The following is a 13,364-nucleotide window of genomic DNA, read 5'->3' as shown; positions in this document are numbered from 1 at the left end:
TTACAGAAGCTTTAAACAAATATCTTTTGTAAGTGATTTTTTAGGGAATTGAGGATAAAGCGCTGCCAAATTTCCTCATCATGCTCCTTGGTATCAGGCAACTCAAGTCACGACAACACGAGAGGTAGCTTGTAAGTACGGTAAACTCAAATATTGAGTGGAGCAGTTTTAATTTGATAGGGGAGTGATCAGATTTTTGTGTAAATTCTAAGTTTTACACAAAAAACAAGGGTTTCAGCTTGCTCAACTCTGATTTTCTGAACACTCTCTTTGATAGCAGGAGGTGCCTTAGAAATGCTTGTATTGTAAGGACATTTAAGAGAGCCAGAAACGTAAAAACGTAGGGTGTTTGACATAATAGTTATTCCTTTTCGTTGGCGACTGTCCTCGTCAACCAAATAAACACACTGGCAAAAATACCCTTATGAGATGGGAAATACAGCCTTAAGCGTGTTTAGCATATCTCTCATTTCAGGTATCTGATGGAGGGTAGCAGAGGCAAAAGCAATGCCCAAAGCTTATATTGGTGTCTATCAGATTCCAAGCGACAACCAAATCCGGAACCTACTGGATCTCGCGGCACTTGAGCACACTTTTTCTGTGTTTGAGATACTTTTGAAGGTGTTAGAACAGCAGGGGAAGTTAAAGGGTTTGCGTTTGATGTCGCACAATTTTTTTGCCTTCGATGTCAATGAATACTTTAGTTCGAGGCAGGCTCACTGCTCAAACCATGCAATCTGTACTCTGAAGTCGAGAGGAAACCTGACAATTAGGTGACAACAGTACAAGTAATGGTTGTGGGGTTAAGCGATGAGTACGACAGCTTCCGCAATATTGAGCGGATACAGCTCTTAGCTAATGGTAACAGAGGGTGGCTTGCAGCAATCGCCCTCCCCTGTTGTAATTGAAGTTTTCTAGAAACCCTCTGAGTGCTGTTCGAGTTGTACATGTCGCCGCGTCAATTACTGGCGTTACCCCGCCAGAGCCTGTGCTTCGTATTATATGAGCCCGATGGAGGCTTGCCTGCTCCATCCCTTGAACAACGACTGCAATTAACTCATCTGTCAAGAAAGCTCTTCAAGCGTAACCTCTGCAAGGTGTGGTTGTAGAGGCTTCTCAGTGAGCCCTACTGCTGCTTGATGCCTACTACCATTATTGAGTGGCCCTCTTTCTGCTTTTAGTTCCGATGTCTGTTTTTTCGGTTTTTTCTTGCGCTTCCATTCTTTCCACTGTTCCCACTTATAGATGACCTGTGTGGCGTCAAGGGCAACCATTCCGTATGTTTCTAGGAGGTCTGAGAGCCGAATGACTGGATCACCACGTAGTGAGAGCGCTTTTAGTCCCTCTGGAAGCACAATTGGAACGTCAGACTTTTTGACAACCAGCGTGCCGTGCAGTTCAAAAATTGGACCGTTTACGATGAGGGGAACTGCCTCTGTTTGTACCAGTACTTGAGGAATCCCCTTCTCCCTTTTCTGTAACCGTTTTTGCTCATCTCTTTCCTCACAGATTGCATCTGCGAGGAAGATCGCACCAATGAGTACAATCGCGTACATTACAAAATCAAACGCACCAAAATAGATGTGAAGCATACCTCTGCCCTCCTGGGCAAACCTTTGACTTCAGGAGTTGGGTAACAGAGATAATTGAGAATTCCAAATGAAAAATTTCTTGAAAACGAATGTTTGCTTGTTTGGCTGAGCTTCTTAAGCTTGTGCTGTTGTAAGGACCTCAATGCTCAGAGGATTTTAGCGCCTGAAGATGGGGAAAACGACAGCTGATACAACGGATGGAGGAATACGTTCAACGTCGATGAAGTTGAGCAAATGCAGCTTTAGATAATTAGGGGTAGTTTTGATTTAGCTTCTTCTCAATAAAATGAGTTTCATGTATCGATAGCGAAGCATATTGAGTACCTTCTAGCATCTTCTTGTGCACGGTGCTACTTCTTTCACTACAAAGACAACCATTGCGGGGAGAGATAGGCTGCTCTAACAGTCGAGCTTGTGAACTTGGATGAGTATAGAAAAGAATTCGATCTTGTGTGAACGGAAATCCTTCCATGCGAAGTTTTACAATTTCCGCAGCTGCCATTAGTCCCGCCGCAAAAGAAAGAAAGGGTAGCGCTGCATCAACCTCTTTATTCTCAGTGATCTGGGGAACAGTGGCGCATTTCATAGGAACAGTTGTTTGCATTGCTGGAAAGATACAGCACGAACATGCTTCCTTGAAAGGGATGTGGCGTATCAACGCAGCTTGCCAGTTTTTTCCAGTCGTTCCATAAATTTGGAGAGGTGGATAACCTGATTCAATGTAGGAGCGAACATTAAATTCATTTGCCGTAGAAATAAGGATATCAGGCGTACCTGGGCCTCTGTCATGCCACAATGAGAGCTCGTGAAGCGGTTGTGTATAGACTTCAACTTGCTGAACTCCACATTGTTGAAGAAATTCTTTTGTTGCGTCTACTTTGGCCCTGTCTACATGTGAGTTTGTAAAGATTGGAGATCGATCCAGATTCTCGATTTCGACAACATCCATATCTATTAAGGTTGTCCGAAAGTTCTGGGTAAAGAGGGATAAAAAATAAAGAGTCGCCGTTCCGACCGAACCAACTCCGATTGTCCATATGTCACCAAAGTGCTCATTTGCCAGAGGTGCAATTACCACAGGGGGAATAATACCTTTATCCCAGTAAAGCGAGTTAAATCGGTAGGAAGCAAATGGTTTCCATTGCCCGACAAAGAGCTCACGTGCAGCAAGTATTGCTGCGAATGCTGGTCCAAAGGGATTGTGGTCATCGCTTGGGGTAAGGGGAGAAGGTGCGGGACCTATATAGGTATTCCAGCCAGAACCGTGAACAACGGTATCAGCTCCATGAGAACCTAGTTGAATAAGAAAGTCTTCGGATTGGTAAGGTCTACGGCAGGCTTTGGTGTGAGGATCGACTGATCGAAGAAGTGCGAGCAGCGCTTCTCCCAACTCATTTGACGCTAATGGTAGTGCCGGATGAACAGAAATCGTAGGAATGTCGATTGCGATCGCAGGTGACATTCTTCCTAAGAGATTAGTGAGCACTAGGGCTGCAACCTGGCCATCAAACGTTTCAGCGTAGGCTGGGGTAATTCTGATGCATATCCGCTGCGTTTCATCTAATGTTCGACCTGCGTAATGCAGCGTTCGACTATTTCGTCTGCCATACCATATTTGTTTGTTCATAAGACGATTTCAGGTGCAATGGTAATGTCGCCTAGACTAAGCAGTACAAAACCTTGGGCGTCTTGAAAGATGTAAACCGCAGCATCTTTAAGACTTGGGAGGTGTTGTCCATAGTCTGGAAGAACAATTGAGGCGTAGCCGTTATATTTGATGCGCGCGCCTTCTTCATCCCCTTTGCTATGGAAGGCGATAGTAGGATGGGTATGGACTTGTGCCACCACTTGTAAATTGAGCTTTGCTGCACATCGAACTACTCGTGCCATTGCAAGGGAGGCAACTTCAAAGCTTCCAGAAGTAGTCTGTGCTTCTGGTCGTACCGCAGTCGCTGCAATTGTAATGCAGCCATTTGTTCTCCCTAGGAGATACGTGATCCCCTCGTGTTTGCGCTCTATTTCTGGCAGAAGGCATTGCCGGATAGCTCTCAGACACACTTCTGTGAGAATTAGTTTGGGAGAAGTTTGAGGTGCGGAAGATGCTAGGATGCGCTGTCTTTTGAGTCCTTGGAGCAGCCACTTCATCATTGTTGCCCCATCCTTCCCTGAAAAGTTGGGGCTTTTAGCTCGGTTGCAATCCTAAGCGCCATCGCTGTCAGCGTTTTACACCCCCCTGTATATGAATTCTCTTTCCAATTCCCAATCTGCCAATCACTATGAGGGCCTTTAGGATGTTCTGATGCATATGCTAATCGGTTCCAAGGAGCACAAATGACTGCACTCCCATGAAAAAAATTGCCTCCCATTGGCACATCTTTAAGCTCGCCGGGGATACCCGTTTCGTTGTTGTACCACTGCCAGGCAGGTGGTATAGCGGGGTACCTATCACACTCAACCTGGAGCCAAAACCAGCTCTGGTCTCTCGCCTCTAAACCCAGATAAAAGCTCAGGGATGACATTTTTGCAAGCTGCCACTTCCGCATAAGTGCTACCTCCTCAAGGGAATGCAGCTCCTCGGCAACTGTAAGCTCTGCTGCTGTAGTCATAGTTAGACCCCTGAGCCGGTAGCCACAAGATCAAGCTCTGCCCGATCGGAAAGCCCAAAGCTGACCAACGGACGCTCTACGGGAGCAAGTACCTTGCCGTCATACACCAACTCAAAAGAGTCTCCCGACGAAAGACCCTGCTGCTGCACCACGGTAGAGATTACCTCTTGAACCTTGACTGTTTTATCAAACGTTCCTTCGTAAACTCCCGCAGGAGTTGCGATATTGAGCCTGAGTTGATCTTTCATACTTCTTTGTATCTCCGAAATAACGATGTGTTGGTTCAAAATGGGAGTTAGCCTCTCGTCAGCTCTCAACACTGCGGCTTAGCCCTGAGGTGGATAGGGATCGGTACCGTAAGAATCCCGTGCGCGAATACGTCCGTTGCGCCCATGAATAAAGAGTTCAGCCCCTCGGTTGCGAGCAATCTCGCGGCCTCGGGCAATTGCTTCTGCTTGAGTAGGATGGACAGATAATACTCTGCTTGCTCCTTCAACTTTGACTGCCCACCCTCGGGGATGAGGTATAACGTGTATGGCCTTCGTCATAGTGGATTTTCTGTGATTACCTCTCTTTGAATAGTTAAAAGTGCAAAACTCGCACTTTACTCTGTTTTTTTGGCGCTTATGTTCTTATCTTGGCATATCTACTCTTGAGACTGCAACATTTTTTGAAATTTGAGGCGAGAAGGTGCGATTATGGAACATAGGAGGATGGAGCATGACACTTACACATGAGGTAATTGGCGAGCGGCTGCGGGAGGCCCGAAAAAATGTGCAACTAAGCCAAGAGGCAGCGGCTATGGCACTTGGGCTTGATAGAACTGCATTGGTCAAGATTGAAAAAGGTACTCGTACGGTGACTGGGGTTGAACTCCACCAGCTTGCAAAGCTTTACCGGAGAGATCCGGCTGAGTTTTTAGTTGATCAACCTCTTCAAGAAGACCCTCTCATTACGCTTGGTCGTATTAAAGGGAATGCTTCTCTTGAGTGGAGTAAGGGGGTTGCCCATAATGTCGAAATGCTTAAGCAAGCAGTATGGCTAAGGGATGCCTTAGGCGATCCTGTCTCTGCCCTTCCACCTACCTATCAATTACCGGTTCCTCGGTCTTATGAAGAGGCGGTGGCCCAGGGAAAAGAGATTGCGGTGCTTGAACGGGAGCGTCTTAAGCTTGGTGCGGGGCCTATTCCTGATGTCGCCAATCTCATTTCGTCTCAAGGAATATGGACTGCCGCAGTACCCTTTCCTGATGAGGTGTCTGGGCTCTTTATTGCACATGAGAAATATGGTTTAGCTATTTTTGTGCACCAGCGACACGCACGAGTAAGGCGGCGCTTCTCTTATGCACATGAATATGCACATGCCTTAGTTGATCGTCATCGAAGAGAGCCAGAGGCTACCTCTACTCACAATAAAAATGATTTTATTGAAAAGCGTGCCAATGCATTTGCGAGTGAGTTGTTAATTCCTGCCGCAGGTGTCTATGAGTCTTTAGAACGTATGCATAAGGGCCGTCCAAGCCGTGCTTCTGCATGGATATGGGATGCAGCGGCTAATGAAGCAGTGCATCACGAAGTGCGCCATGATAGTACTGCACAACGCATTAGTGTTCATAATGTTGCCCTACTTGCCCATGAATACGCGGTAAGTTACGACGTTGCTGCAATTCGCCTAAAAGACATTGATGCAATCAATAAAAATCAGTTAGGTACTTTACTTGAGCAGCGGAACCAAGGAAAGCAATTGCTACAAGCACTCAAAATGCTTGAGCACTCCTCTAATGAGGAGCAAGAGGAGCAGCCCTATCTTGTCCGTCAATTAGTTATGCTAGGAATTGAAGCCTTTCGTCGTGATGTCATTTCTGCGGGTCGATTCCGTGAGGTATGCGAACTTGTAAGCATCCCTTATGAAGAACTTATGCCGGTTGCGATTGCAAGTAAAGAGGACTAAACCACAGTGGGGAATTATTGGAGTACTTATGTGTTAGTCGATGCGCCTCCACTTATTTCTTTCTCTAAAATTGGAAAATTTGATCTACTTGAAATACTCGCACTTCCTCTCGCCTGTACTGATTTTGTGCGTGCAGAGGTGAGGCGGTCTCGGGAGCCCCTTGAAAACCTCTTTGCAGTGCAGCGGTTAAAGGAAATTGCTCTAATTGATCCTGCACAGCTCCTTGAAGTTGAGCAGCTTTATGGAGAAGGCTTAGGACGAGGAGAGGCAAGCTCTATAGTGCTTGCGCGTCATAAAGGATATAGCCTTATTCTTGATGCCAAACGGGCAAGAAAGAAGGCTGAGGCGAGAAGCGTTTTGCTACATTCCACTGCGGAAATTGTGATCCAAAATATTAGGGCTGGTATGCTGACTATGACAGAAGCAGATACTTTTATTGCACAGTGGCAATTGCTTGGAGAGTTTCCTCTATCCTATAAATCGTTTACTGAGTTGCTGAGTTAAATTTATAGAAACTATATTGTAAATATCGAAAAATACACCCTTTCTCCACTGAGTTTATTCTTTCTTTTAGCTTGTTTAAACATGTTCATGCGAGAGAAAATATTTCTGAATCACCCTTTTCTTTTATTTGAACTAATTCTGAGGCAAATCTTTGAGCCTTCTTTGTTTTACTAAAGATGCAAGCGAATTAGGAGACAATTTGTTTTCCTTATAAATCTTTTCTGCTTTCTTCCTCCATTCAAGATTAGCTTCTCCAGGAAAGCTGTTTCTTAGTTCTCTAATAACTGCAATTGCTTGTTTGGCCCAAACAAGAAAATCATTTCTATTCCAGTAAAATACGTTTTCAGCGTATAGAGCAGCATTTTCCTCAATTTTTACGACTGGAGAAATCAGGACTTGAAAAATCTCAGCATCTTTACGCACTAATTTTTTACTTCTAATCCATTTTTCATGTGATTCTGCTTGTCTGACTTTATTCGCTCCAATCACCGCTGTTTCGATATCTCCTTCAGAAGAATGGTCTTCAAATACGATACAAAAATCATCACCTCCAATCCACCAGGGATCGGGAGCAGCCGTAGATTCAACATTCCCTGCACTATAGCCCAGTAGACTACCTAATCTTTTGTGCGCTTCTTCAAAAAGATATGATTCCTTGGGGTCGGTCTTATCGAGGTTCTCAAGAATAAATTTGATTTCCTTTTCAAATTTTCTGTTGTTTGTTGTACCAAGTGAGATAAGGTGCGACTCTAACCCTTCAATTACTGCTGCTAAGCGTTCAGCTCCTACAAAATCTTCTTCTTGAGAACTTTCTGATAATCTTGATAATTCAAGAAGCCATGGTATTCCTGCTCCTTCTGCAGCGAGGAAAGCTTTCTTAAAGAAATCGCGAGCGACAGCTTCAAGAGAACTGATTCCGCTCTCAGAACCGAGCCATGCTGCACTCCCTGCAATATAAAACCAAAATGCACGGTATCCTTTTACTAAATCACCAGAGAGATGTGTGAGCACTGAACGGCATTCATCCACAGCCTTTTCATAATCACCTCTCCAAAGGGAATATTGGTAGCGTATCTCGTGGGGGGTAGCGGCTTTTAGCTGGTTAAGCCCTGGTAATGGAGCTTGCTGTAAAGTATCGCGTTGGGAAAGGATATAGTCCTCTGCCTCTTGCCAGTCTTCTTGATGCTCTAGGAATATTCTAAAGTTGTCCAGGAATGTATGTCTGCTTACATTTCTAGATTCCGATATACCAAAATCTAGTTCAGCTTGAAGTTCTGGGTGTAGAAGAAGGCGTTGGTCATTATCAAGAAGGAACGCATTGAGATCCTCACCAAGAATTACTACAGCAGCATAATCTGTCGCAGAACGAGTACATCTGCCAATTGCCTGAACAATTCTAGTAATCATTCGGTCAACGAACAAAATACTTGCAGGCATTCGAGAGATTAGGAATTTCTCTTGTAGGTTAAGAGCCCTTGGTAAACCCTTAATTACGAGAAGTCGGCATTCATCATCTTTAAGATCGATCCCGTCATACCTATTTGCAACTATGGCTGCTGCTCTATCAAGCTCTACGAAAGGTTGCTTGGATCTCTCAAGTTCTTTTGCATCAAATACTTGATAAGCTGCTTTCTCAGTAACCAGTGTCTTGAGATGGCCTGCTGTCCTTTCTTCTGGTACGAGAAATAAAGCTCTCGATGTTGCCTTTAACATCTCAATGGTAAGATCTAAAGCTTCTTCTTCATCCAGAGACCGTTCGGGGAAAAAGAAGAGCCGTCTACCATTACCTTGCTTTTCCCACCCGTTAGGTGGAGATAATCTCTTAATGCTTTCAATACCAGTAATGCGTTCAAGTTCACCACCTTCACCCAAAGTAGCTGACATATAAACCCTTTGCTTTGCGTTAGCAAAGGGTAGATGAGTAAGCGTAGGAGGTAATACCGGACGAATGAGAATGCTATTTACACTAAGGTAGAAGTTACATGCATGTAGCTTGTCTCGTAGAACCGACCAGGAGAAACTTAATTCTTTGATGTCTGAGATATGTTCATCAAGAATAACTGTTAGATGTTTTAACTTCGCAGCAAAATAGGGAGATGGCAACTTCTCTACCCAGCCCAAATCCGTAAAGTCAGGAGCTTCCTTTTCTAATCGTAGGTATTGTTGTGGAGATATAATATCTGATAATGCAGAAACAATAGTCTTGAATAGTATGCCGTGCTTTCGATTCTTGTTAAAACGTTCAATTTCAAGGGACCAGTAATCTGCGATATAACCCTCAGCAGCGTGAGCATCATCAAGAATTATTAATCCTGGTTTTTCAAAAAATGGAGCTATATTAAATAATCCACTGTAGGTAGCAACGGCTATTGTTTCTCCATTTAAATACTCAGATTTTGCTTGCTGAGAAAAATCCTGCTTACTGCCAGTGAAAGCATTCGTTTTAATGCCGTAAAGAGTAGATGACTGTTCAGCCACTTGATGAACTAACTGACGTGTTGGACAGAGGTATAGCACCTTTTCTCCGAATTTTCGCCGCCGCCATTCTCCCAACAATAATCCTACAAGGGTTTTTCCTGAACCTGTTGGAAGTTGCAGCGCAACGTCCTGAGCATCTAAAAACTCCTCATGGGAATACTCGCGGAGTAAATCCGCTTGATGGGCTAACAACCCCTGTACTTTCCTATTACGTAAGTCCCTGAAAAGCGCTTCAGGGCTTTCAAGAGAAAGATTAGATTGTTTGGTCTTTTTGAACGCCATTAGTGAGAGAAGGGTAATTTTTCCTGGTTCTGTGCGTTAAGGCTGTGATACTTTGCGGTCTATGCATATCACACCAGGTTAGCTAACTTTAGATGTTTCACGCCATACGGATAAAAAGGTGGCTTTGAGAAAGCTACATGATGTCGCCCTGTGGAACCTTTGATTCTCCTTGTATAGCAGATTTTACCCTGGGACTACTTTTTGACCCAGCTTCTCAAAGCTCGTAGGATAATCACGGTCAGGCTTATTCTTTAAGTAAATTTATGAGCAGCCAATCTGCAATTACCTTTTGGGGCTTAAGCATTGCCGATCTAACCGCGCTCTTAATAATGGGCCTTACCCTTATTACCACTGTTGCCAATATTCTGCTGTGGCTCTCCACCCGACAAACTGTGCAACTTCTCGTGGGCCAGGTGCAGCACCAAATAAAAAGCACCTACACGGATGCTAAACACCAGCTTGTGGAAGCTCATCGAGATATCTTCTTTGGTATTCTCAATAATCCAACTTTGCTAGAGCACTTTGCCAGGACGAATGGGCTTGATCCAAAAGAATGGGAACTTGAGAAGGTAAGCGCCTTTCTTATCAATCAAGTGATGATCAGTTTTTTACGTTTTCAGACTGGCATCATAAACCGCACTCACTTTGAGGGATTTAAGCGGGATGCCCGTGATGTGTTTTTGTATAGCACAGTGCGATCGCACTGGGAAAAAGTAAGATTGCTTCACTCAGAAGAGTTTCGACTGTTTGTCGAGACAGAGATCCTTCTTCCAGACCCAGTGCCTACTGCAAACTCCTGACCCCCTCAGGAGTCAGGAGTTCGGAAGGTGTGTTAATTATGTTACTTCGCCTTTAAAAACGCGATCAGTTCTGGTGTAATCTCCACGACTTCTTCATGGTCAGGTACAGTGAGACCCTCGTACTCTGCGCGATTCAACCTACTGCCTTGCACAAATACCCGCCCTACCTCATCAGTAAAAAGGGTTGGACATGTGCCGTTGTTGCATGGGCGAGCAAGTACCTTGAGACATTTTGGAGCCGGTTCCATAAAGTTCTCCTTTGCAGGGAATATGTAGGGGTTGGGTAAGTGTAGAAAAAGAGGCTACCAGGGAAGCCAGTTTCTGACGTGAGTTGCCGTGTCTTTTACCGTCTCAACTACACGGTCATCCTTTTGACGCTGGGAACCGTGATTGTTGCCTTTCACCTCTTCATGAAGACGATGGGCCGAAAGAGTTTCGCTCACCATGTAAGCTTTTTGCGCTTCCTTTGGCAGGGTCGAGCGATCGCCCTTGCTACCCCCAGTCGATTCATACAGCTCATCTACGCCGCAGCCAAAGAGCTGCTCGGTTTCTGCTCTCACTGCGCGTGGGTAGGCTCTGTCACTACCTCCAGCCTCTTTAATGGCTTTCGTAAAATCTTTGTTAACCGTAGCCGAATCAACCCGCTCATGACGTGTGAGTGGCTGTGAGTCGCCCAGTAAGTTCAGTTGGGAATCTGTCTCTTCCTGGTTGTTCTGCCACCAATTGATAAAACCCATTCGCGTCTCTCCTATCGCTAGGGGTAAACGAGTCAGACATCAACTGATCTAGACCACACTTAAGCAGATCTAACGCGCCAGGAATCATCAAGAACTCATCGAAGATCTGATAGCGAAATGCATAGTCCCATCGATCTTCGGTGAAGTTTAAGGTGTGGAGAATGAGGTTGTGGGCATCAAGGCAATCGTGAAAGGCATTGAGTGCTTCATACCGTGCCAGTGCACAAATCCATGTCTCTTTACGCCGTAGGTCTCCAAACTCCTTTCGCACCTCGTCCTTAAATCTCTCAGGCATCACGACACAGCCGCGATAGCCGCCGAGAAATTCCCACGCTTCGTAAACTCTGCTCTTTAGCTCGTGCAGCTTCATGGTGAATGGAGAGGCCCGTGACGAGGTTGACATAAGCATAGCTCCAAAAATTGCAGATTTTCAAAGAGAGGTTTCTCTTTATGCGATAGAATACCATGAAAGAATCTACTGGCTTCTTTTGGCTTCTAATTGATGCATTTTCTTTACATACGCTTTACAGAGATACGATATGGAGGAGGTGTTTGATGAATTGCTTGTGGGTCAGCGCGATCGTATCTCTGTTGATGTAAGTGACATTCGAGAGCAGATAGAGCAGTGCCGTGATGATATGGCGTGGAGTGAGCTTCCGCTTGCGGCAAAGATTCGTGTGCTTGTTAAAGAACGTCTTGCCCAAATGGAAGCGGAAAAGCAGGAGTCTCAAGAGCTGTAGAGGTGTTGAAATTAGCGTGGTCTCAGCTCTTCTCGTTATTTCATTGTTTAAGGCTTAGAGAAGCTCAGTAACAGTCCACTTTTAGCTCCCTGACGAAATATTGGGCTATAACTGAGGGGAGTTTTCGCTAGAAGGGTAACGTTTGAGATGACGAAGCGTTTTCGTCGCTTGCTGCAACGGGGAGCTGTGGTGGCGATCGCCACCACAGTGATTACGGTTAGTCCTGCCTACGCAGACTTAAATGTTTCTCCTGAAAGTATTATTGTTACTGGGGTTCGGAACGAGCAGGCATCTATAACCCTAACCTTTAGTAACAGTGAAGGTGCTACAACTTTACAGGCCGCTGTTTCAGACTTGCGAACAATTGATGGTGGGGGCTCTATTGCTGCCGATAAAATTGAGATCACTCCACCAAAGATTACGATTCCGGCAAACGCTCCTGCACAGATGAGACTTGCGGTTGATTTAGCTGAAGCTTCTGCAAGTGGTGAATTTTCAGGGTCTTTGTATCTCTATCATCCAGATGGGCGGCAGGTTGTGCCTTTGATCGTGCGGATCAAGGCTGCATCTTTGCGTCCTTGGATCATCATGATTGCAGGAGTTTTGTTAGGGACGGGTTTATCCTTGTACCGGGCAGAAGGGCGATCGCGAGACGAGATTATCGTTCAGGTAGGCCGATTGCGAAATCAAATGCGCAGCGATAGTGACCTGGACGAGGACTTCCAAACAAGTATCGAATCCGAATTGGTGGACGTTGAATCTGCGGTGGAAGACAAGGACTGGGAAACGGCTAAAGCTCAAGTCCTGGAAGCAAAAGCTCTTTGGACTCGGTGGCGCAAGGGCCGGGAGGATTGGATTGCTCAGCTACAGGATGGGAAAAATTTAATTTCAGAAAACTTTGACAACCTTGGAGGTTTGGTCAAGTCAACGGTCTACATGCAAGGTGTTAAAGATCGTATTGATACAACTCGCCGTAAGTTAAGGACGGGACAATACGAAACTCCACAAGCCTTGAAGGATGAGTTTTCTGAAATTCGCAGATTACTCTCTCAATTTAAGGAAGGGGAGGCGCTATTGACGTACCTGCAAGACCTCCGCTCAGAAGCCCAATTACCAAAGGACCGAGAGCAGTATTGGCTCGATCGATTGGAGCTACGGGAGAAGGACCTGCATAACCTGGGCATGGATACGCAAAGTTTTCAGGATTGGAAGACTAAGCTTGAACACGACCGAGATGAATTAAAAGAAGAAATTGCTCAGTTGACTTCAGATGATGCAACGCAAGAAGGTACTGGAGGCATTATGGGTCGGTCGGCTAAAAGTGCCCTCATCCTTCCAGATCCATTGCTTTCTGGCCCCTCTGTCGTCTCTCAATTTAATCCTAATCAGGTAGCTCAGGCAGGACGAAATTTGAGATGGTTTAACTGGATTAGTCAGGCTATTGCAATCGCCCTCCTATCTTGGTTAGGCATGACGGAACTTTATGGTAATAATCCTATCTTTGGAGCCGACCCACTACGGGATTACTTTTCGTTACTGGCGTGGGGCTTTGGCGCAGAACTCACCCGAGAATCGGTAGTAAGAGCAACTCAAGACTTGGGCTTACCCCTGACCAAGTAGAATGTTGGAGGAATATTTTCATACTTGTGCTGCTATCCGTTCGGAATACCGTTTA

12 protein-coding genes are annotated in these 13,364 nt (G+C 45.2%); 5 read left to right on the top strand and 7 right to left on the bottom strand.

Annotation, left to right across the window (positions count from 1 at the left end; all coding sequences use genetic code 11):
• Positions 1 to 1,064: 1,064 nt before the first annotated feature.
• The 5 genes from NDI52_RS07405 to NDI52_RS07385 form a co-directional block, all read right to left on the bottom strand.
• Positions 1,065 to 1,592 carry a hypothetical protein gene (locus NDI52_RS07405; RefSeq protein WP_348256352.1) on the bottom strand — a complete coding sequence of 176 codons (528 nt, stop codon included), beginning with the start codon at positions 1,590 to 1,592 and terminating at the stop codon, positions 1,065 to 1,067.
• A 250-nt stretch (positions 1,593 to 1,842) separates the two neighbouring features.
• Positions 1,843 to 3,219, bottom strand: coding sequence for a ThiF family adenylyltransferase (locus tag NDI52_RS07400; protein ID WP_348256351.1), 1,377 nt, complete (start codon positions 3,217 to 3,219; stop codon positions 1,843 to 1,845).
• Complete coding sequence (locus NDI52_RS07395) at positions 3,216 to 3,740, bottom strand: Mov34/MPN/PAD-1 family protein (protein WP_348256350.1); 525 nt, start codon at positions 3,738 to 3,740, stop codon at positions 3,216 to 3,218. The genes NDI52_RS07400 and NDI52_RS07395 overlap by 4 nt, the downstream gene beginning before the upstream one ends.
• A 460-nt stretch (positions 3,741 to 4,200) precedes the next feature.
• Positions 4,201 to 4,446, bottom strand: a complete 246-nt coding sequence (locus NDI52_RS07390; protein ID WP_348256349.1) for a hypothetical protein — start codon at positions 4,444 to 4,446, stop codon at positions 4,201 to 4,203.
• 78 nt (positions 4,447 to 4,524) lie between these two features.
• A complete protein-coding gene (locus NDI52_RS07385) occupies positions 4,525 to 4,746 on the bottom strand; it encodes a DUF2188 domain-containing protein (protein WP_348256348.1) in 222 nt (73 codons plus the stop codon).
• 172 nt (positions 4,747 to 4,918) lie between these two features.
• On the opposite strand from NDI52_RS07385, the gene NDI52_RS07380 reads away from it, so the two are divergent.
• Together NDI52_RS07380 and NDI52_RS07375 are read left to right on the top strand one after the other, a co-directional pair.
• Complete coding sequence (locus NDI52_RS07380; protein WP_348256347.1) at positions 4,919 to 6,148, top strand: XRE family transcriptional regulator; 1,230 nt, start codon at positions 4,919 to 4,921, stop codon at positions 6,146 to 6,148.
• 30 nt (positions 6,149 to 6,178) lie between these two features.
• Positions 6,179 to 6,652: a hypothetical protein gene (locus NDI52_RS07375; RefSeq protein WP_348256346.1), complete on the top strand. Its 474-nt coding sequence runs from the start codon at positions 6,179 to 6,181 to the stop codon at positions 6,650 to 6,652.
• Between the two features lie 132 nt (positions 6,653 to 6,784).
• Here the strand turns inward: NDI52_RS07375 and NDI52_RS07370 are convergent, their stop codons facing one another.
• Positions 6,785 to 9,412: a DEAD/DEAH box helicase gene (locus tag NDI52_RS07370; RefSeq protein WP_348256345.1), complete on the bottom strand. Its 2,628-nt coding sequence runs from the start codon at positions 9,410 to 9,412 to the stop codon at positions 6,785 to 6,787.
• A gap of 263 nt (positions 9,413 to 9,675) precedes the next feature.
• Between NDI52_RS07370 and NDI52_RS07365 the strand changes: the two genes are divergently transcribed.
• The gene (locus NDI52_RS07365) at positions 9,676 to 10,212 is read left to right on the top strand and encodes a hypothetical protein (protein ID WP_348256344.1); all 537 of its coding nucleotides are present in this window, start codon (positions 9,676 to 9,678) and stop codon (positions 10,210 to 10,212) included.
• Positions 10,213 to 10,514: 302 nt separating this feature from the next.
• Here the strand turns inward: NDI52_RS07365 and NDI52_RS07360 are convergent, their stop codons facing one another.
• A complete protein-coding gene (locus NDI52_RS07360) occupies positions 10,515 to 10,949 on the bottom strand; it encodes a hypothetical protein (protein WP_348256343.1) in 435 nt (144 codons plus the stop codon).
• Positions 10,950 to 11,488: 539 nt separating this feature from the next.
• On the opposite strand from NDI52_RS07360, the gene NDI52_RS07355 reads away from it, so the two are divergent.
• Positions 11,489 to 11,689 carry a hypothetical protein gene (locus tag NDI52_RS07355; protein ID WP_348256342.1) on the top strand — a complete coding sequence of 67 codons (201 nt, stop codon included), beginning with the start codon at positions 11,489 to 11,491 and terminating at the stop codon, positions 11,687 to 11,689.
• A 147-nt stretch (positions 11,690 to 11,836) separates the two neighbouring features.
• Positions 11,837 to 13,309, top strand: a complete 1,473-nt coding sequence (locus NDI52_RS07350) for a hypothetical protein (RefSeq protein ID WP_348256341.1) — start codon at positions 11,837 to 11,839, stop codon at positions 13,307 to 13,309.
• Positions 13,310 to 13,364 lie beyond the last annotated feature (55 nt).

Origin of the sequence: Leptolyngbya sp. PL-A3, from assembly GCF_039962325.1 — a bacterium.
Lineage (GTDB): Bacteria > Cyanobacteriota > Cyanobacteriia > Elainellales > Elainellaceae > Vacuolonema.
This window is presented reverse-complemented; position numbering and strand designations above follow the sequence as displayed.

Excerpts from the sequence above, each read along its gene's own strand:
- NDI52_RS07400 (WP_348256351.1), bottom strand. The coding sequence starts at position 3,219 with ATGAACAAACAAATATGGTATGGCAGACGAAATAGTCGAACGCTGCAT.
- NDI52_RS07395 (WP_348256350.1), bottom strand. The coding sequence starts at position 3,740 with ATGATGAAGTGGCTGCTCCAAGGACTCAAAAGACAGCGCATCCTAGCA.
- NDI52_RS07385 (WP_348256348.1), bottom strand. The coding sequence starts at position 4,746 with ATGACGAAGGCCATACACGTTATACCTCATCCCCGAGGGTGGGCAGTC.
- NDI52_RS07390 (WP_348256349.1), bottom strand. The coding sequence starts at position 4,446 with ATGAAAGATCAACTCAGGCTCAATATCGCAACTCCTGCGGGAGTTTAC.
- NDI52_RS07370 (WP_348256345.1), bottom strand. The coding sequence starts at position 9,412 with ATGGCGTTCAAAAAGACCAAACAATCTAATCTTTCTCTTGAAAGCCCT.
- NDI52_RS07350 (WP_348256341.1), top strand. The coding sequence starts at position 11,837 with ATGACGAAGCGTTTTCGTCGCTTGCTGCAACGGGGAGCTGTGGTGGCG.
- NDI52_RS07365 (WP_348256344.1), top strand. The coding sequence starts at position 9,676 with ATGAGCAGCCAATCTGCAATTACCTTTTGGGGCTTAAGCATTGCCGAT.
- NDI52_RS07380 (WP_348256347.1), top strand. The coding sequence starts at position 4,919 with ATGACACTTACACATGAGGTAATTGGCGAGCGGCTGCGGGAGGCCCGA.
- NDI52_RS07360 (WP_348256343.1), bottom strand. The coding sequence starts at position 10,949 with ATGGGTTTTATCAATTGGTGGCAGAACAACCAGGAAGAGACAGATTCC.
- NDI52_RS07405 (WP_348256352.1), bottom strand. The coding sequence starts at position 1,592 with ATGCTTCACATCTATTTTGGTGCGTTTGATTTTGTAATGTACGCGATT.
- NDI52_RS07355 (WP_348256342.1), top strand. The coding sequence starts at position 11,489 with ATGGAGGAGGTGTTTGATGAATTGCTTGTGGGTCAGCGCGATCGTATC.